The organism is Pseudomonas sp. (genome assembly GCF_050739935.1).
In the GTDB taxonomy this organism is placed as follows: Bacteria; Pseudomonadota; Gammaproteobacteria; order Pseudomonadales; family Pseudomonadaceae; genus Aquipseudomonas.
In genome coordinates this window covers 26542-45015 of record NZ_JBOICF010000109.1, presented here as the reverse complement: position 1 = coordinate 45015, position 18474 = coordinate 26542, and the positions used below count along the sequence as shown (strand labels likewise).

Genomic DNA, 18474 nt, shown 5'->3' with positions numbered 1-18474 from the left:
TTTTTGCCCGTACGGAAATCTCATCGTACGCACCATGGATTGGCGAGCGGTTGCGCAACAAATGAGTGGCATGATTTCGAGCGTAGAAACCTGACCTGTGGGAGCGAATTCATTCGTGACAGATGTTCCGGGTGCCAAAGGCGTGTCGGCTTACTGGCCTCTCGCGAATGAATTCGCTCCCACAGGTCGACCGGGTACACGCGATAACTACACCAACACAATCTGGTTCTTGCCCTGCCGTTTGGCCTGATACATCGCGGCATCTGCACGGGCGAAAAGGGCTTCAAGGCTCTGATCGTGACTGCCGAGATTCGTCAAACCCTGGCTGGCGGTAATGCCGAAGGTCTTGTCATCGCGCTGAAAGCTCAGGCGTTGTATTTCCCGTTGCAGTCGCTCGGCGATCTGCTTGGCCATGTCCGGGGCGCAGCCAATGAATACTGCAGCGAACTCTTCACCGCCGATCCTTCCGAACAGATCACCACGGCGCAGCGTCTTGCGTCCGCATTCGGCAATGCGTTGTAGCACCACGTCGCCTTCCTGGTGACCGTAGGTGTCGTTGACCAGCTTGAAGTCATCTACGTCGAGCAGCAGAAACGCCATTGGCGTACCTTGCAGGCGCGCCTGCTCGAACTCTCGCTGGGCGCATTCGAAGAAGTGGCGACGGTTGCTGCTCTGGGTGAGCACGTCGGTGGTGGCCAGCCGCTGAAGTTCGTCCTCCAGATGTTTCTTTTCGGTGATGTCTTCGGCGATGCCGACCACGATCAGGCGCTGGCCGTGCTCGGCCTGATGGCTGACGAAGCACTTGTCGCTCAGCCAGCGCACCTGGCCATCGGCGCGGATGATGCGATATTCACGGTCCTCGACAGAGCCCTTTTCCAGCACTTCACTCAGGCTGCGCTCGGCGTAATCAAGGTCATCGGGGTAGATGCTGTCGCGCCATTCGTTGTAATCAGCCAGCAGCAGTCCAGCCGAGCGGCCAAAAATGCGCTCATACGCGGGGCTTACGTAGATCATGCGCTGGGTCTGCCAATCGAATGCCCATAGCACCGCGTTGACGCTCACCAGCAACGAACTGAACAGTTGTTCACGTTCACTCAGACGCGCAACTTCCGCCTGAGCGTGCATCAGTGCCAGAAGGGTTTCTGCGGGGGCTGGATTCTCGATTGAGGATGTCTGGTTGTCCATGAGCACTGCATCTCAGAATAAGGTGCGGCGCACGCCACAACATGTCACACAGCATCGTGCGAAGGTGATTATGAGATCGGAGTAGTGGCACTAAGTTCCGACCGGCGCATACCCGCCCAGGTATGCGCCGATCAACGGCTCAGCTGTGATGAGGACGTAGCGAGTAGGTTTTCAGCTGGTCGGCAAAGTCGCGCAGGGATTGAATGCCGCTGGCTTCCGCCTCGTGTACCCAGTCCTTGATCGCAGCCAGCATGTCGTGGCCGTTGCTGCTGGTTCTGGCCCAGATCTGCTGCAGCGCCAGACGCTTCTCGTAGATCACTTTCAGCGCCTGACTGTGTTCCAGCATGTTCTGAATGCGCACCTGATGTTTGTCGTCCAGCAGGCTGGTTTCCCGCGAGAGTAGCCGCTTGGCGCGGCGGAACTGATGGCGGACCGAAGCATCGGCCTTGGCCAGCTCCTGTTGCACCAGCGGCGCGATCACCAGCTTGCGATACTGCGCCATGATTTGAAAACGGTTGTTGAGGATTGCCATGGCGGTGTCCATGTCCACATGGCCTTTGCCTTCGACCCGATGGGCAATGGGCGCCACCCGCTGCACTTTGGCCAGACGCAACCAGCAGAACAGTTTGATCCAGGCCCAACCCATATCGAACTCCCAGCGCTTGACCGACAGCTTGGCCGAGTTGGGGTAGGTGTGGTGGTTGTTATGCAGCTCTTCGCCGCCAATCAGAATCCCCCAAGGCACCAGATTGGTCGCGGCATCCCGGCATTCGAAATTGCGATAGCCAATCGCGTGGCCCAGACCATTGACCACGCCTGCCGCCCACACCGGAATCCACATCATCTGGATGGCCCAGACGGTGATGCCAATGACGCCGAACAGCGCCAGGTCGATCGCCCCCATGATCATCACGCCCAGACGCGGGTAGCGCGAGTACAAATTGCGCTCGATCCAGTCTTCCGGGCAATTCTTGCCGTAGATACGCAGGGTCTCGGGGTTCTCTGCTTCAGCGCGATAAAGCTCGGCACCTTTGCGCAGGACAGTGGACAATCCCTTGATGACCGGGCTGTGCGGGTCGTCGACGGTTTCGCATTTGGCGTGGTGCTTGCGGTGGATGGCCGTCCACTCGCGGGTGTTCTGCGCCGTGGTCAGCCACAGCCAGAAACGGAAAAAGTGCTTGAGCCCGGCGTTGAGTTCCAGCGAGCGATGGGCGGAATAGCGATGGAGATAGACTGTGACGCTGACGATGGTGACATGCGTCATCGCCAGAATGACTGCGACCAATTGCCAGACGGACAGGTCGAGCAGACCGTTGTTCCACATAGGCTGTGTTGCCCTCGGTTGTAACGCATACAAGTGTGCAGGAGGCTTTGAACGCTGATCCTGATACGGCAGCGCGCATTATCACTTAGCCACCGGATAAAACCAGTCGGCGTTTTAGATAAGCGTCGCAGGATATTTCTTACTCTATAATCCCGTGTTTTCGTAAGGCTTCTGGTTTCCATGTCAGCGATTACCCGAGATGCGCTCAAAACCGCACTGTTGTATGGGCTGCTGTCGATTTTGTGGCTGGCGTTCACGGATTTTGTACTGCCGCTTTTGATCGGAGATTCGATTCAACTGGCCCGCGCCCAACTGATGAGTGGTTATGCGTGGCTGGCCGTCAGCGCGTTATGTGTCTACCTCGCGCGATCCAGGCTGCTCGGCTTTTTGGACATCGAGGACGGCAAGCGGCGAGACGAGGACCTGCAACGTCTGCGTCTGGCGGCAGCGGTTTTCGACAGCACGCTGGAAGGGGTGCTGGTCACCGATGCCAACGGCGTGATTGTCCACGTGAACCGCGCGTTCATGGAAATCACCGGTTACCAGCAGGACGAAGTGCTGGGCCTGACCCCCAGCAAGTTCAAGTCCGGTCGCCACGGCCCCGAGTTCTACGAGCGCATGTACAAGACCATTTTCGGCGCTGGGCAATGGAGCGGCGAGATCTGGAACCGGCGCAAGAGCGGCGAAATCTATCCGCAATGGCAAAGTATCCGCTCGATCAAGGATGATCGCAGTGCAATCACGCACTTCGTCGCGGTGTTCTCCGACATCACCACCATCAAGCATTCCGAGCGCGAGCTGGCTCATCAGGCTCATTACGACGCGCTGACCGGCCTGCCCAACCGGCTGTTGTTCACCGATCGGGCCGAACAGGCGCAGACCCATGCCCGGCGCAACAGGCAGAATCTGGCGCTGCTGCTGATCGATCTGGACCACTTCAAGCACATCAACGACAGCCTCGGACACAACGTGGGCGACGAAGTATTAAAGGCGGTCGGCGAAAGGCTGACACACCTGCTGGAAAAAGGCCTGACGCTGGCCCGACTCGGTGGCGACGAATTTGCGGTGTTGATCGAAAACCCACAACAAGCTGTACAGGCCGCCGAGCTGGCTCAAGGTGTGCTGGACGGGCTGCGTGAGCCGTTTGTGATCGACGGCCAAGCGTTGTTTCTGTCTGCGAGCATCGGCATCAGCATCTTCCCCCACGATGCCTTGAACGCCGAGCAACTGCTGCGCAATGCCGATGCTGCCTTATTTTTGGCCAAAAGCCAGGGCCGCGAACGCTATGCCTTGTACACCGAAGAGCTGACTGCTCATGCCCAGCGCCTCGTGGAGTTGGCCGGCGAACTGCGGCGGGCCATCGCGCAGGGTGAGTTGCGGGTGTTTTATCAGCCGATCCACAACCTGCACACCCGACGTATCGAAGGGGTCGAGGCGCTGGTGCGCTGGCAGCATCCGCAGCGTGGCATGGTCCCGCCGGGTGAGTTCATACCCGTCGCCGAGCAGAACGGGCTGATCGACGATATCGATCGCTGGGTGCTGACCGAGGCCTGCCGGCAGATGCATGAGTGGCTTGAGAATGGGGTAGTGCTGTCGTTCGTGGCGGTCAATGTGTCCAGTCGTCTATTCAGTCGGGGTGATCTGGATAGCCGGGTTGCGCAGGTGCTGAATGAAACCGGCCTGGCGCCGGAATATCTGGAGCTTGAGGTGACCGAAAGCGCGGTCATGGATGATCCTGAACAGGCCATAGAGCAGATGCACCGCTTGCGCGAATTGGGCCTGAAACTGTCGATCGATGATTTCGGCACGGGTTACTCGTCGCTGTTGCGGCTAAAGCGCATGCCGGTGCAAAAGTTGAAGATCGATCAGGGGTTCGTCTCAGGCTTGCCAGAGGATGATGACGACATCGCTATCGTCCGGGCGATCATTGCCTTGGCGCAAGCGATGGGCATGCGGGTACTGGCCGAAGGGATCGAGCATGCCGATCAGGCGGGTTTCCTGCTGCACAACCATTGTGAGCTGGGCCAAGGCTACTGGTTCGCTCGGCCGATGCCTGCGGGGCAGATCGATTGGCAACATGCGCCGATCTTTCCAACGCCATGGGTTGCTGATGTGCGCGATTGAAGCCGTGAGAACGAATTCGTTTGCGAAAAATGTGACAGACGAAATACATGTGTCGGAGGCGCCGGCGCATCGCGAATGAATTCGCTCCCACTGAGGTAAGACGTGAGCCTTGGGCATGTCGAATGCCTTTCAAATCAACTAAATTCATTTTGGTTATATCTGCATTCTTAAATAGTATTTTTAAGAATAACCCCGCCTCTCTAATATCCCCCCTACGCCATGAGCAGCCGCCTTCCCACCGCCGCTGCGGGCAACTCTTTCAAGGAGCACGATAATGAGCGCATCCCTACGTAGCGTCGATGGCCAGGACGAAGCAAGCATTCTGCGAGAAATTCAGAGCGCTCTGCGTGACCTGCGTTTTGGCGCGGTTGAAATCACGGTGCATAACGCGCAAGTGGTGCAGATCGAGCGCAAGGAAAAATTCCGTTTGCAGAATCCGGGCAAACAGCAGGGTTGAGCGTCGTTCACCTGTAGCGGTCCGGCTTGCCAGCGGTTGCGTTTGAGATCGATACCGTCGGCAAACGGAACGCCGCTCGGCCGAGCTGACACAGGCGAGATACCCGATTCGGTTTTCGCAGCACCAAAATCAAAACTAGAAAAACCAACAACACATAATTCCAGGAGCTTGATTCATGTCCATTCGTCGTTACGCACTGGCTGCGCTCGCCAGCGCCGTGTTTGCCGGTTCCGCTGTTGCAAAGGATTTCACTCTGCTGAACGTGTCCTATGACCCGACCCGCGAGCTGTATCAGGACTACAACGCCGAATTCGTCAACTTCTGGAAAAAATCCCATCCTGGCGACACCGTCAAGATCAACCAGTCCCATGGCGGCTCGGGCAAGCAAGGCCGTTCGGTCATCGATGGCTCGCCAGCTGACGTAGTGACCCTGGCCCTGGCCGGTGATATCGACGAAATCTCGAAGCTGGGCAAATCCATCCCTGAAAACTGGCAGACCAAATTGCCGGACGCCAGCACCCCGTACACCTCGACCATCGTGTTCCTGGTGCGCAAGGGCAACCCTAAAGGCATCCATGACTGGGCCGACCTGGTCAAAAAAGACGTTGCAGTCATCACGCCAAACCCGAAGACCTCCGGCGGTGCTCGCTGGAACTTTTTGGCAGCCTATGCCTACGGCCTGAAAGCCAACGGTGGTGACGAAGCCAAGGCCAAGGAGTACATCAAAACGCTGTTCGAGCACGTTCCGGTGCTGGATACCGGTGCGCGCGGCGCAACCATCAGCTTTACCAACAATGGCTTGGGCGACGTGCTGCTGGCCTGGGAGAACGAAGCGTTCCTGTCTCTGAAAGAAGACGGTGGTGCTGACAAGTTCGACATCGTCGTACCTTCGCTGTCGATCTTGGCGGAGCCACCAGTGGCGGTCGTCGAGAAGAATGCCGAGAAGCACGGTACTACGGAAATTGCTACCGAATACCTGAAGCATCTCTACAGCAAGGAAGGCCAGGAAATCGCCGCCAAAAACTTTTACCGTCCTCGCGACAAGGAAATCGCGGCCAAGTACGAGAAGCAGTTCCCGAAACTGGATCTGGTGACCATCGACAAGGACTTCGGCGGCTGGAAGGAAGCACAGCCTAAATTCTTCGACGACGGTGGCATCTTCGACCAGATCTACATTCCGAAGTAAATCGGTGGAGGATTGCCATTAGCCGGGATGCTACCGCGCAGCACTCCCTGTAACAGCACGGCTTGCCGGCGGCGACATTCGAAAGATCGCTACCGGCGGCAAACCGTACTGCTACAGATCGGTGTTTGCAGGACGCTTGATAGACAATAAGGCGCTGCGGCACCGGTTGTATTTTCTGCTAGATTTCGCCGCGCCTACATCGGAACCAAACGACCCGGACTTGCTCCGGGTTACGTGTGTTAACCAAGGACCTTTATGTCTCGACGCATATCCCCCGTCATACCCGGCTTCGGGCTGACGCTGGGCTACACCTTGGTGTACCTCAGCTTGATTGTGCTGATACCGCTTGCGGCCATGTTCATCCATGCCTCCCAGCTGAGCGCCGCGCAGTTCTGGAATATCGTCACCGCACCCCGCGTGCTCGCCGCACTCAGGTTGAGCTTCGGCACGGCGTTCTATGCGGCGATCATCAACGGCATCATCGGGACGCTGCTGGCCTGGGTCTTGGTGCGCTACACCTTCCCGGGGCGCAAGATCATCGACGCGATGATCGATCTGCCGTTCGCACTGCCCACCGCTGTCGCCGGTATCGCGCTGACTGCGCTGTACACACCAGCGGGCCTGGTCGGACAGTTCGCCACGGACCTCGGCATCAAGATCGCCTATACGCCTTTCGGCATCACCCTGGCCCTGACCTTCGTAACCATGCCGTTCGTGGTGCGCACGGTGCAGCCGGTATTGGCCGATATTCCCCGTGAAGTCGAAGAAGCCGCGGCGTGTCTTGGCGCAAGGCCGATCCAGGTGTTCCGCTACATTCTCGTTCCCGCGTTGCTGCCAGCCTGGCTGACCGGTTTCGCACTGGCGTTCGCCCGTGGCGTAGGTGAGTACGGATCGGTAATCTTCATTGCCGGCAACATGCCGATGAAAACCGAAATCCTGCCGCTGCTGATCATGGTCAAGCTCGATCAATACGACTACGCGGGCGCCACGGCCATCGGTGTGATGATGCTGGTGGTGTCGTTCATTCTGTTGCTGCTGATCAACTTGCTGCAGCGACGCATCGAAACCCCTAACTGAGGAGGCGCACTTATGTCGGGTCCATCGCTTATTGCCGCTTCCTCCGCCAACGCTGCCCGCCGTGGCAGTGCGGTGTCGAGGCGCATTCTGATCGGTCTTGCGTGGCTGGTCTTTGCGTTGTTTTTGTTGTTACCGCTGTTCGTGGTCGTCAGTCAGGGCCTGAAAAACGGTCTGGGCGGCTTCTTCACGGCGATCCTTGAGCCTGATGCCTTGTCGGCACTCAAGCTCACCGTGTATGCGGTGCTGATCTCCGTGCCTTTGAACGTTGTGTTCGGTGTCGCGGCGGCCTGGTGTGTGAGCAAGTACTCGTTCCGTGGCAAAGCAGTTCTGGTGACGTTGATCGACCTGCCATTCTCGGTCTCGCCGGTGATCGCCGGTCTGGTCTACATCCTGATGTTTGGCGCCCGTGGCATTTTCGGGCCGTGGTTGCAGGATCACGACATTCAGATCGTTTTCGCGCTGCCGGGTATCGTGCTGGCGACAATCTTCGTGACCGTGCCGTTCGTGGCCCGTGAGTTGATCCCGCTGATGCAGGAGCAGGGCACGCAGGAAGAAGAGGCCGCACGGCTGCTGGGCGCCAATGGCTGGCAGATGTTCTGGCATGTGACCGTGCCGAACATCAAATGGGGCCTGATCTACGGCGTGGTGCTATGTACCGCGCGGGCGATGGGCGAGTTCGGCGCGGTGTCGGTGGTGTCCGGCCACATTCGCGGCGTGACCAACACCCTGCCGCTGCATGTCGAGATTCTCTACAACGAGTACAACCACGTGGCTGCATTTGCCGTGGCGAGCCTGTTATTGATCCTTGCGCTGTTCATCCTGCTGCTCAAGCAGTGGAGCGAAGCGCGCATTAGCCGTCTGCGCCAAAGCGCGGCGGAGGAATAATCCATGTCGATCGAAGTCCGTAACGTCAGCAAGAATTTCAACGCTTTCAAGGCCCTCAACAGCATCAATCTGGACATCCAGAGTGGCGAGCTGGTGGCTTTGCTCGGCCCCTCAGGCTGCGGCAAAACGACCTTGCTGCGCATCATTGCCGGGCTGGAAACTCCCGATCAAGGCAACATCGTGTTCCACGGAGAAGATGTTTCCGGCCACGATGTGCGCGATCGCAATGTCGGGTTCGTGTTTCAGCACTACGCCCTGTTCCGCCACATGACGGTGTTCGACAACGTTGCCTTTGGCCTGCGCATGAAGCCGAAGAACCAGCGTCCGAACGAATCCCAGATCGCCGTGAAAGTGCACGAGCTGTTGAACATGGTGCAGCTGGATTGGCTGGCCGACCGCTATCCGGAGCAGTTGTCCGGCGGTCAGCGTCAGCGTATCGCCCTGGCTCGCGCACTGGCCGTGGAGCCGAAAGTGTTGCTGCTGGACGAGCCATTCGGTGCACTCGACGCCAAGGTGCGCAAGGAGCTGCGTCGCTGGCTGGCGCGGCTGCACGAAGACATCAACCTGACCTCTGTATTCGTGACCCACGACCAGGAAGAGGCGATGGAAGTCGCTGATCGTATCGTGGTGATGAACAAGGGCGTGATCGAGCAGATCGGCTCACCGGGTGAGGTCTATGAGAACCCGGCCAGCGATTTCGTCTATCACTTCCTCGGCGACTCCAACCGCCTGCATCTGGGCGAGGACAACCATGTGTTGTTCCGTCCTCATGAGGTGTCGTTGTCGCGCCATGAGGTGGAAGGGCATCACGCCGCTGAAGTCCGCGACATCCGCCCGTTGGGCGCGACCACTCGCGTGACTTTGAAAGTCGAAGGTCAGCCGGATCTGATCGAGGCCGAAGTGGTGAAGGACCACGACAGCCTGATCGGCCTGGCGCGCGGGGAGACGTTGTTCTTCATGCCGAAGGTCTGGCAGAAAGTTGAAAACGTTTGATCCCAAGCCCGATCGAGCGCGCAACCTTGTAGGAGCGAGCTTGCTGGCGAATGCATCGTGACAGTCGACATTTATGGTGACTGAAACACTGCTTTTGCCAGCAAGCCGGCTGCTTCGCCGACAGAAGCGGATTCACTAGACAGCGGCTTTCTTCGTGTTCCGCTTATGCGTACGCCCCACCTTGCCCTCGATGCTGTTCTGCAACTTCTTTCTCATCCCTAGCAAAAACGCCGCTTCCGCCACCACGAACAGCGGGCCGATGATCAGGCCTGTGAGGTCGTCGACGAACGCCGGCTTGCGGCCTTCGTAATAATGACCGACGAACTGAATCACCCAGCCTACGACAAATAGCCCGACGCCTGAGCCGAGCCATACCAGCGTGCTCTGTTGCGCCAGGTGTGCGCCGATCCACAGGAAAAACACCAACACGATACCCATGGCGATGCCGAACGGCCTGTCGAGTCGCAGATAGAACAGCGTGGCCGCGACAGTCGCGAGCAGGGCCGGTGAAAGCCACAGCTCGCTCAATGACCAACTGCTCCAGCCAGGCCGCGAGAGCAGCACGGACACGGCCAATACGATCAGCGGAATGCCGACGAAGTGGGTAACGATATTTCGGGTATCACGGTGGTAAGCCGCGTATTGGCTGAGATGATCGATGAGGTTTTTCATTGTTATTCCTCCCTTGTTGCGTGGATCATGCCGCTGGTTTTTTCGGCGGGGCCCAGCGGTTGGCTCAGCCTGCAACAAATCGCCAACAAGAAAAAGGAGATTCACGTGACGAATGGAACGCAATGGCGCTCGTGGTTGATCAACGATCACTGGTTCAACGATTTACCCGCTTCCCTGCAGGATAGCCTGCTCCTGGGCATGCGGCAGCGGCGGGTCACACCCGGCAAGTTGATCCTCAAACGCGGCGAGCCTGCGTGCGGCCTGTACGCGCTGCTCGCAGGCTCCATCCGCTTCGGCGAGATCAAACAGCAACGCCAATGGCTCGCCCCGCAGTCAACCTCAATGCGGCCTTACTGGTTCGGGGAGGTGTCATTGTTCGACGACCGCCCGCGACGGCACGACGTCTACGCCGAAGATCAGGTCATCCTGCTGCAGATGCCTCAGGCGCCGCTCAATCAAATCCTGGAACAGAACCCGCGATACTGGCGCTGGTTCGGTGAATTGCTGGCGCGCAAGTTGGGCTCGGGCGTTCCGCAGCTCGATCAAATGACTTTGCTGCCGACCGATGAGCGCGTGGCGTTTCGCCTGTTGATGCTTTCCGAGGGCTATGGCGAGATCGACCGTTCGGTGCGCATCGTCTCGGTCCACGAGCTGGCATCCAAACGGTGTCTGGGCCTGGCGCCCGAAGTGGTCGACCGCGTGCTTGGGCAGTTCGCCGAACGCAGGATCATTCGCAGAGACCATGATTTCATCAGCGTGCTGGACATTGACAAGCTGCGTAGGACCGCGCGCCACCGGCTGACGCAACTGAGCGCATGACGACGTGTGATTGCCGCGATCACGATTGCATCAGTGTGTTGAATCGACGAGCTGCGTCGAACAGGTATTAGTGGCGCAGTTCAGCTGTAGCAGCATGGCTTGCCAGCGGCGCGGTGTGTCTGTTGAGGAGATGAGAAGACACGCCGTCTCCCGCTGGCAAGCCGCCGCTACAGGGACCTGCGTTAGCGGGCCGCGAATTACCTTCAGCGAAGCATCCCATCCCGATACTGGCTGGGGGTCATGCCGGTCCAGCGCTTGAACGCGCGGCTGAAGCTACTGGTGTCGGCAAAGCCCAGCAGATAAGCGATTTCGCTGAGCGAACTGCCGGGGTCGCGCATGTGCTGCAGCGCTAGATTCTGTCGACACTGATTGAGCAATAGATCGTAGCTGCAGCCTTCATCGGCCAGATGCCGTTGCAGGCTGCGCAGGCTCAGATGCAAGTGTTGAGCGATACGATCCGCAGAAGGTTCGCCCTCGGGCAACTGGGCTTCGATTGCGCCCCGCACCTTGCGTTCCCAGGTCAGTGGGCTGAGCTTTTCCAGCGCGCGATCGAGCACCGTTTCGTTGTGCTGGGCGAGTTCGGGGTTGGCGTCGTCCAGGTGACTGTCGAAGTCGGCACATGCGAAGACCAGCAGGTTTTCCGCCGCGCTGAAGAACAGCGGTGCACGAAACACGTCGTGCCAGGGCTTGGGGTCCGCGGGCTGCGGACGAATCAGATGCACCGCAAGCGGCGCGTAATGGCGGCCCAATCGGTTGCGGCAGGTTCGCACGTAGATCGCCGCGAAGGCATCCATGGCCTCGTTGGCGGGCATCGGTGCGCCATCGGGCACCCGAAAACGAAACTCATAACAGTCGCCAACCCGCTCGAAGCTCAGGTCCAGCGCATCGCTGACCACCGGGTGATAACGCACGATGCGCTCGAACACCTCACGCAAAGAACCACTGGCCACCAGCGCGTAACCGAGCGCATGAAACGTCGTCGGGCTGACGAAGCGCGAAACCCGCAAACCCAATGCCGGGTCGCCGCTGGCCTCCACCGCCAACTGCCACAGACGCGTGGTGACTGTTACCGGATAGCGCGCGTTGGGATCATCCATCAATTGCGGATCAAGACCCGCAGCCTGACTCAACGCGAGACTGTCGAGCCCAAGGGCGTCGAGTTGCTTGCGCAGGGCGCGGGTCCAGCTGGCGAGAATGCTCGGCCCAGACATATAGATTGGCGCTTCCGGTCAACAGGTTGGCGTCCACGGTCGCGCGGTTTAACGCTCCGCACGGCAAAGTGGAACCACGTTTTTCATCATCATAAGACCGGAGAATGGAAGCATGCACGACACTTCTGCAAGCGCTGCCGGACTGAATGCACAACAGCGATCAGCCCATATTCGCGCCGTGGTTATGGCTCATGGCAATGCCCTGCGTCAACGCTATCCGATCCTTGCGCATCAGGACGCGATCGGGGTCGGCATTCTGCTGTTTGCCCTGGCCGGAATGATCGGCAGCGCAGCCCTCTATCTCGGGGGTTACATGGCCTGGTGGGTATGTTTACTGCTGAACGCTTTCTTCGCCTCGCTCACCCACGAGCTGGAGCACGATCTGATTCACAGCATGTACTTCCGCAAACGGCGTGTGCCGCACAATCTGATGCTGGCGCTGGTGTGGATGGCCCGTCCGAGCACCATAAACCCGTGGATTCGTCGGCATCTGCATCTCAATCATCACAAGGTCTCCGGCACCGAAGCCGACATGGAAGAGCGCGCGATCACCAATGGCGAGCCATGGGGCATCGCCCGATTGTTGATGGTGGGCGACAACGTCATGTCGTCGCTGATTCGCATGCTGCGGGCGAAAACCTGGGCGCACAAATTCAGCATCCTCAAGCGCACTCTGCGCGTTTATGCACCGCTGGCGCTTCTCAACTGGGGCGCGTGGTATGTGTTTCTCGGCTTTCACGCCGCCAATGGCATCGCCAGCCTGATGGGCACGACGGTGGATTGGTCGACGAGCACGCTGGCCGTCATGCACGTGATCAACGTTGCGGTAGTGGTGCTGATCGGCCCCAACGTGCTGCGCACCTTTTGCCTGCATTTCGTCAGCTCGAACATGCATTACTACGGTGATGTCGAGCCGGGCAATGTCATGCAGCAGACTCAGGTGCTCAATCCTTGGTGGCTGTGGCCGCTGCAGGCGTTCTGCTTCAATTTCGGAAGCACTCATGGCATTCATCATTTCGTGGTGAAAGAACCGTTCTACATCCGCCAGATGACGGCGCCGGTGGCGCATGAGGTCATGGCCGAAATGGGGGTGCGCTTCAATGATTTCGGGACGTTTGGGCGGGCCAATCGGTTTGAGCGTATAGCTGTAGTTGAAGGTGATCCCCTGTCTCAGCCATCACGCGGTTGAATCTGTGGGAGCGAATTCATTCGCGAAGAGATGGTGCATCCCATACATCATCCGTCGGATGGACTACCGCATCGCAAATGAATTCGCCCCCACAGGTCCGATGTTTCCGGCAGTGATAGGCAACGGCCGCAGAAATCCTTTCCCATAAAAAATTCTGTAACAACTCCTCCGTATTCTCTGCTCATCCCCGGCGAGCTGGGGGCAGACAGCGCAATTTATCAGGGCTACTCCTTAAGGCAGGGGGTGGCCCTCTTTTTTGAATGCGCTATCGCCCGAGATTGCGGCATATGTTTTTGAGCTATTAATAAATATCTTCTTATTCTTTTTCGAATATATGTCCCGTCCCTATACTCGCCGCCATGAACGCAAAAAATGCAGGAGGCGAAGGCCATGCATAACGAATCGATCCGTTACCTGATCGTGCCAGGCTGGCAAGGATCTGCCGAAGACCATTGGCAAACCCATTGGCAGAACAGCCTGCCCAACAGCGTGCGCGTGGAACAGGCCGACTGGTTCAAACCTCGTCGCGAAGACTGGGTGGGCGAATTGCAACGGGTTATCGCTGCCGACAGCTCGCCGGTGATCCTGATTGCGCACAGCCTCGGCTGCGTGACGGTCGCGCACTGGGCGCAGTTGGCCCCGCTGGAAACCCTGCGCCAGGTTCGTGGTGCGTTGCTGGTAGCGCCTGCCGATGTCGAACGCCCGAACTGCCCGCCAGCGATTCGTAACTTTGCGCCTATTCCAGAGCACCTGCTGCCGTTCCCGGCGCAGGTGGTCAGTTCCGATAACGACTCCGCCGTCAGCGCTTTGCGGGCGATGGAAATGGCCCGCAACTGGGGCGCCGAGATCGGCATCCTGAGCGGCGCTGGCCACATCAACGTCAAATCCGGCCACCAACGCTGGGAGCAGGGTTTCGCTTATCTGTATCGCTTGCAAGGCCGCATCGAACAACTCACACGCCGCCGCGCATGAAGCGATGTTGCGCGGCTGTGGTCGCGTTGAACAACACGCCGTTCACGATTTCTTTCGCCGCAGTGAACCGACAGGCGCTGCGGCCTTTTTTTTAACGCTCAGGCAATGATGGCTTGGGCGGGAGCCTGCCATGAGTCACTCTGTTACCCCGCAACAGCCGTTCAGCCAGCCTCTGCTGACCTTTCCCGACGCCGAAAAAAGCCCTCTGAGCATTCGTGCCAAGGCGCTGGTGTTCTTCGACCCGCGCTCCCGACGCCTGCGTGAAGAAATGGAGCAACTCGCACCCCGGGAACTGCCCGTGCTGATTCGTGGCGAACCGGGCACCGGTAAAGAGTTGCTGGCCCGGCATATTCATCGCGGCAGTGATCGTTCGGGGCTGTTCGTTTCGGTGAACTGCGGCGCGATCAGTCCGACTTACGCCGACGCCGAACTGTTCGGCTATGCCCCTGGCGCCCACAGCGGCTCGGCGAGCAGTCGCGCCGGCTGGTTCGGCTCTGCCACAGGCGGGACGTTGTATCTTGATGAAATCGCCGACTTACCCTTGTCGATCCAAATCAAACTGCTCTCGGCTCTGGAAAATCACGAAGTCACCCGCGTAGGCGCGTCGCAGCCAAGCCCGGTGGATGTGCGGTTGGTGGCTGCGACCAGTATCGATCTGCGTCTGGCCGTGGCCGCCGGGAAATTTCACGAACGGCTTTATCGTTACCTGAGTGAGGGTCGACTGGATCTGCCGGCATTGCGAGAACAGCCGGGCAATATCTTGCCGCTTGCCGAGTATTTCCTGGGGATCTACAGCCAGCGCCTGGATTTCGAGATGCCTTTAATCAGCGAGGCTGCGCAAAAGCTACTGGAGGCGCATTACTGGCCGGGAAATACGCGGGAGCTGGAGAATGTCATTCACTTCGCGTTGCTGGTGAGTAGCGGAGCGGAAATCTTGCCGGAACATCTGAATTTTCCTGCCCGCCAGTAAGTCGCATTGGCAGCAAGACTGCGGTTTAGAGCCTTCGCTGACATTGCTCTACTGGCTAAATGCCTCCTGAGAACCAAAAAGAATAACCACCCGCATAAAAAGTATTGTCTCGGAATAAAAAATCTGGGTAATGTCCGCTTCAGCCGCCACCCTGCGAGGGTCGTTACCCGCGGCATCTAGACAAAGTTGCTCACAAGGCGACCAGAATTTTTTCTAAGGACATCGCATGAAAAAGACGTTGTTGTTCACCGCACTGGCGGCTGCCCTCTCCATCGGCATCAACGCGGCCCAAGCCGCAGAGAAACTGGTCGTCGGCGCGACTGCCGTGCCGCACGCCGAGATCCTGGAGCTGATCAAGCCTGAACTGGCCAAAGAAGGCGTGGATCTGGAAATCAAGGTTTTCACCGACTACGTACAGCCAAACGTGCAGCTGAACGAGAAACGTCTGGACGCCAACTACTTCCAGACCAAACCTTATCTGGACGGCTTCAACAAAGGTAAAGGTGCCACGCTGGTGACCGGCGTCGGCGTCCACGTAGAGCCATTCGGCGGCTACTCCAAGAAGTGGAAGTCCATCGACCAACTGCCCGAGGGCGCAACCGTCGCCATTCCTAACGAAGGCAGCAACGCCGGTCGTGCTCTGCTTCTCCTGCAAAAGAACGGTCTGATTACCCTGAAAGACCCGACCAACGCCCTGGCGACCCCGAAAGACATCGCCACCAACCCGAAAAAACTGAAATTCCGCGAGCTGGAATCGGCTCTGCTACCGCGCGCTCTGGATCAGGTCGACCTGGACCTTATCAACACCAACTACGCGCTGGAAGCCAAGCTGAATCCGAAGAAAGACGCGTTGATCATCGAAGGTGCTGATTCGCCGTACGTGAACTTCCTGGTTACCCGCACCGACAACGCCCACACTGACGCTATCGAAAAGCTGTCGAAGGCGCTGACCAGTCAGGAAGTCAAAGACTTCATCAACAAGAAGTACGACGGCGCGGTATTGCCAGCGTTCTGATTGAAGGGATTGGGCTGATTCAGGGTTGACGGTCAACCTGTGGGAGCGAATTCATTCGCGAAAAGTGGGCCAGACGATAGAAATTTGTCGGCCTCACGAACCTCTCGCGAATAAATTCGCTCCCACAGTTGCTGCAGCGTTCGGGATCACCGCATACGTTTTTCACGCCGACGGCTCGTACATGCGTCGGCGTTTTTGCGTCTGTGTCCAATGCACGGCACAGGGCGATGAGCAGTTTTACGTTGCCTTCGTGCATTTTTTCGTGCGACTGGTCGGATTTGCTGCATCGTACCGGCATGTTCAATCCTCTGGGTTTCCTGTCCCTGCGATCATTCGTTTGCCTGTGGCTACTGGCCGTAACCCCTGAAATAGACCGTAATCTTGCGCCGTGGGTTCGTGTCCGAAGATAAGAATTTGGTATCTGCACGCTTACCAATGCTGGCATCGGGCCGGCGCTAGCACATTCGGCGCTATCCATATGCTGTATCGATATTTAAATTTCCCTTCTTATATCTATAAAGTTCCGTGTTCTCAGTCACGCCTATTTCTGGACTCGGAGTTCTCATGCCAGCAGCCTCCCAAGCTTCCACGTCCGCGCAAGCGCCGGATCAGCAGTTCGATGTGCGTCCATTCACCGAAAAGGTGGGCGCTGAAATCGTCGGGCTTGACCTGTCCCGTCCGCTCAATGACGCAGACTTCGCGCGCGTACATCGCGCGCATCTGGATCACCACGTTGTCGTGTTCCGTGATCAGCAGATCACCCCGCAGCAGCAGATCGATTTCAGTCGCCGGTTCGGCGTGTTGCAGATTCACGTACTCAAGCAGTTCCTGCTCGCCGGTCATCCGGAGATCCTGATCGTCTCCAACATCGTCGAGAACGGCCAGCCGGTCGGCCTGGGTGATGCGGGTAAGTATTGGCACTCGGATCTGTCCTACAAGGAACTGCCGAGCCTGGGCTCGATGCTCTACGCCCAGGAGCTTCCAAGCGAAGGCGGCGACACGCTGTTCGCCGACATGCACCAGGCTTGGGAAACCTTGCCTGAGCATCTGCGCAAGGCCGTCGAAGGTCGCAACGCCGTGCACAGCTACACCTCGCGTTATCGCGATGGTCGCAATGCCGAGAACTGGCGTCCGACCCTCAGCGCCGAACAGTTGGCGCAGGTCGCTGTGGTCAGCCACCCGGTCGTGCGCACGCACCCGGAAAACGGTCGTAAGGCGCTGTTCGTCAGCGAAGGCTTCACCACGCACATCGTTGGCATTCCTGAAGACGAAAGCCGCGCGATCCTCAATGAGCTCTACGCGCACAGCGTGCGTCCGGAAAACGTTTACCGCCACAAATGGCAGGAAAACGACATGGTGTTCTGGGACAACCGCTCCCTGATTCACCTGGCAGGCGGCACGCCCGATCATCTGCGTCGTCGTCTACACCGCACCACCATCCAGGGCGATGCTCCGTTCTGATTCATGCACTGATCTCTGCCCTGAATTAAGGAGCCCCGTTCCATGAATGCTGTTCTGCAAAGCCACACGGCTAGCGATCGCTCAAACGCGCAACAGGCCAATCAGCCTACCGCTGAAGCGCTATTGCAAGTCCAGGGCGTAAGCCTTGAATACCGCACGCCGGAACGCGTGGTGCGGGCTACTCATCAAGTCAGTTTCGAAGTCGATCCGGCTGACCGCTTCGTCCTACTCGGCCCATCGGGTTGCGGCAAGTCGACGCTGCTCAAGGCGGTTGCCGGCTTTATCACACCCAGCGAAGGGCAGATTCGTCTGGCCGGTCAGCAGGTCAAGGAACCGGGGCCGGACCGGATCGTCGTGTTTCAGGAATTCGATCAACTACCGCCCTGGAAGACGGTGATCGAGAACGTCATGTTCCCGCTGCTGGCGTCGCGCACGCTCAAGCGTCGTGAAGCCGAAGAGCGCGCGCGGCACTATCTGGAAAAGGTCGGACTGAGCGCGTTTGCCAATGCGTATCCGCACACCTTGTCCGGCGGCATGAAGGCGCGGGTAGCGATTGCCCGTGCGCTGGCGATGCAGCCGAAAATCCTGCTCATGGACGAGCCGTTCGCCGCGCTCGATGCCCTGACCCGCCGCAAGATGCAGGAAGAGCTGCTGGAGTTGTGGGAAGAGGTACGGTTTACGCTGCTGTTCGTCACCCACTCCATTGAAGAAGCGCTGGTGGTGGGCAACCGGATTCTGTTGCTGTCTCCGCATCCGGGGCGCGTGCGTGCCGAGATCAACAGCCATCAATACGACCTGAAAAGCCTCGGCGGCGTGGATTTCCAGGCCTCCGCGCAGCGCATCCACCGGCTGCTGTTCGACGAAGGCGAAGCGCCTGCGGTCGAGCAGGATTTGCGGTTTCAGGATGTTCGTATCGCTTACTGATCGCGCGCAC

The 18474-nt window shown here is 58.5% G+C and carries 16 protein-coding genes and 1 pseudogene; 13 read left to right on the top strand and 4 right to left on the bottom strand.

Going from position 1 to position 18474, the window contains the following annotated elements:
- Positions 1-207 precede the first annotated feature (207 nt).
- Positions 208-1185 carry a GGDEF domain-containing protein gene (locus ACRER8_RS21525; RefSeq protein WP_431748210.1) on the bottom strand — a complete coding sequence of 326 codons (978 nt, stop codon included), beginning with the start codon at positions 1183-1185 and terminating at the stop codon, positions 208-210.
- Between the two features lie 139 nt (positions 1186-1324).
- Positions 1325-2509: a delta-9 fatty acid desaturase DesA gene (gene desA / locus ACRER8_RS21520; RefSeq protein WP_431748209.1), complete on the bottom strand. Its 1185-nt coding sequence runs from the start codon at positions 2507-2509 to the stop codon at positions 1325-1327.
- Positions 2510-2689: 180 nt separating this feature from the next.
- On the opposite strand from desA, the gene dibA reads away from it, so the two are divergent.
- The 6 genes from dibA (at position 2690) to ACRER8_RS21490 (ending at position 9231) form a co-directional block, all read left to right on the top strand.
- On the top strand, positions 2690-4633 hold the full coding sequence (dibA, locus tag ACRER8_RS21515) for a phosphodiesterase DibA (protein WP_431748208.1): 1944 nt from the start codon (positions 2690-2692) through the stop codon (positions 4631-4633).
- 274 nt (positions 4634-4907) lie between these two features.
- Positions 4908-5090 (top strand): sulfur starvation response protein OscA, encoded by a 183-nt coding sequence (gene oscA, locus ACRER8_RS21510; RefSeq protein WP_081565193.1) that lies wholly within the window; start codon positions 4908-4910, stop codon positions 5088-5090.
- A gap of 175 nt (positions 5091-5265) precedes the next feature.
- Positions 5266-6276, top strand: a complete 1011-nt coding sequence (locus ACRER8_RS21505; RefSeq protein ID WP_431748207.1) for a sulfate ABC transporter substrate-binding protein — start codon at positions 5266-5268, stop codon at positions 6274-6276.
- Between the two features lie 255 nt (positions 6277-6531).
- Positions 6532-7353, top strand: coding sequence for a sulfate ABC transporter permease subunit CysT (gene cysT, locus ACRER8_RS21500; RefSeq protein WP_431748206.1), 822 nt, complete (start codon positions 6532-6534; stop codon positions 7351-7353).
- 12 nt (positions 7354-7365) lie between these two features.
- Entirely contained in the window at positions 7366-8238 is an 873-nt protein-coding gene (cysW, locus tag ACRER8_RS21495) for a sulfate ABC transporter permease subunit CysW (RefSeq protein WP_431748205.1), read from the top strand.
- 3 nt (positions 8239-8241) lie between these two features.
- Complete coding sequence (locus ACRER8_RS21490; protein WP_431748204.1) at positions 8242-9231, top strand: sulfate/molybdate ABC transporter ATP-binding protein; 990 nt, start codon at positions 8242-8244, stop codon at positions 9229-9231.
- Between the two features lie 135 nt (positions 9232-9366).
- Here the strand turns inward: ACRER8_RS21490 and ACRER8_RS21485 are convergent, their stop codons facing one another.
- A complete protein-coding gene (locus ACRER8_RS21485) occupies positions 9367-9903 on the bottom strand; it encodes a DUF962 domain-containing protein (RefSeq protein WP_431748203.1) in 537 nt (178 codons plus the stop codon).
- A 105-nt stretch (positions 9904-10008) separates the two neighbouring features.
- Here ACRER8_RS21485 and ACRER8_RS21480 point away from each other — a divergent pair, with 105 nt between their 5' ends.
- A complete protein-coding gene (locus ACRER8_RS21480; RefSeq protein ID WP_431748202.1) occupies positions 10009-10722 on the top strand; it encodes a Crp/Fnr family transcriptional regulator in 714 nt (237 codons plus the stop codon).
- Between the two features lie 203 nt (positions 10723-10925).
- Here ACRER8_RS21480 and ACRER8_RS21475 read toward each other — a convergent pair whose 3' ends face one another.
- Positions 10926-11933, bottom strand: coding sequence for an AraC family transcriptional regulator (locus ACRER8_RS21475; RefSeq protein ID WP_431748201.1), 1008 nt, complete (start codon positions 11931-11933; stop codon positions 10926-10928).
- 112 nt (positions 11934-12045) lie between these two features.
- Between ACRER8_RS21475 and ACRER8_RS21470 the strand changes: the two genes are divergently transcribed.
- The 6 genes and pseudogenes from ACRER8_RS21470 (at position 12046) to ACRER8_RS21445 (ending at position 18464) form a co-directional block, all read left to right on the top strand.
- Positions 12046-13122: a fatty acid desaturase gene (locus ACRER8_RS21470; protein ID WP_431748200.1), complete on the top strand. Its 1077-nt coding sequence runs from the start codon at positions 12046-12048 to the stop codon at positions 13120-13122.
- A 390-nt stretch (positions 13123-13512) separates the two neighbouring features.
- Entirely contained in the window at positions 13513-14094 is a 582-nt protein-coding gene (locus ACRER8_RS21465) for an alpha/beta hydrolase (protein WP_431748199.1), read from the top strand.
- A 130-nt stretch (positions 14095-14224) separates the two neighbouring features.
- Positions 14225-15052: pseudogene (locus ACRER8_RS21460) on the top strand (sigma 54-interacting transcriptional regulator); the annotation flags it as partial.
- Between the two features lie 238 nt (positions 15053-15290).
- Positions 15291-16079: a MetQ/NlpA family ABC transporter substrate-binding protein gene (locus tag ACRER8_RS21455; protein WP_431748198.1), complete on the top strand. Its 789-nt coding sequence runs from the start codon at positions 15291-15293 to the stop codon at positions 16077-16079.
- A gap of 564 nt (positions 16080-16643) precedes the next feature.
- Entirely contained in the window at positions 16644-17540 is an 897-nt protein-coding gene (locus tag ACRER8_RS21450) for a TauD/TfdA dioxygenase family protein (protein ID WP_431748197.1), read from the top strand.
- 42 nt (positions 17541-17582) lie between these two features.
- Positions 17583-18464 (top strand): ABC transporter ATP-binding protein, encoded by an 882-nt coding sequence (locus ACRER8_RS21445; protein ID WP_431748196.1) that lies wholly within the window; start codon positions 17583-17585, stop codon positions 18462-18464.
- Positions 18465-18474: the final 10 nt, after the last annotated feature.

Excerpts from the sequence above, each read along its gene's own strand:
- ACRER8_RS21465 (WP_431748199.1), top strand. The coding sequence starts at position 13,513 with ATGCATAACGAATCGATCCGTTACCTGATCGTGCCAGGCTGGCAAGGA.
- ACRER8_RS21525 (WP_431748210.1), bottom strand. The coding sequence starts at position 1,185 with ATGGACAACCAGACATCCTCAATCGAGAATCCAGCCCCCGCAGAAACC.
- ACRER8_RS21445 (WP_431748196.1), top strand. The coding sequence starts at position 17,583 with ATGAATGCTGTTCTGCAAAGCCACACGGCTAGCGATCGCTCAAACGCG.
- oscA (WP_081565193.1), top strand. The coding sequence starts at position 4,908 with ATGAGCGCATCCCTACGTAGCGTCGATGGCCAGGACGAAGCAAGCATT.
- cysT (WP_431748206.1), top strand. The coding sequence starts at position 6,532 with ATGTCTCGACGCATATCCCCCGTCATACCCGGCTTCGGGCTGACGCTG.
- ACRER8_RS21450 (WP_431748197.1), top strand. The coding sequence starts at position 16,644 with ATGCCAGCAGCCTCCCAAGCTTCCACGTCCGCGCAAGCGCCGGATCAG.
- ACRER8_RS21475 (WP_431748201.1), bottom strand. The coding sequence starts at position 11,933 with ATGTCTGGGCCGAGCATTCTCGCCAGCTGGACCCGCGCCCTGCGCAAG.
- desA (WP_431748209.1), bottom strand. The coding sequence starts at position 2,509 with ATGTGGAACAACGGTCTGCTCGACCTGTCCGTCTGGCAATTGGTCGCA.
- dibA (WP_431748208.1), top strand. The coding sequence starts at position 2,690 with ATGTCAGCGATTACCCGAGATGCGCTCAAAACCGCACTGTTGTATGGG.
- ACRER8_RS21505 (WP_431748207.1), top strand. The coding sequence starts at position 5,266 with ATGTCCATTCGTCGTTACGCACTGGCTGCGCTCGCCAGCGCCGTGTTT.
- ACRER8_RS21455 (WP_431748198.1), top strand. The coding sequence starts at position 15,291 with ATGAAAAAGACGTTGTTGTTCACCGCACTGGCGGCTGCCCTCTCCATC.
- ACRER8_RS21490 (WP_431748204.1), top strand. The coding sequence starts at position 8,242 with ATGTCGATCGAAGTCCGTAACGTCAGCAAGAATTTCAACGCTTTCAAG.
- cysW (WP_431748205.1), top strand. The coding sequence starts at position 7,366 with ATGTCGGGTCCATCGCTTATTGCCGCTTCCTCCGCCAACGCTGCCCGC.
- ACRER8_RS21485 (WP_431748203.1), bottom strand. The coding sequence starts at position 9,903 with ATGAAAAACCTCATCGATCATCTCAGCCAATACGCGGCTTACCACCGT.
- ACRER8_RS21470 (WP_431748200.1), top strand. The coding sequence starts at position 12,046 with ATGCACGACACTTCTGCAAGCGCTGCCGGACTGAATGCACAACAGCGA.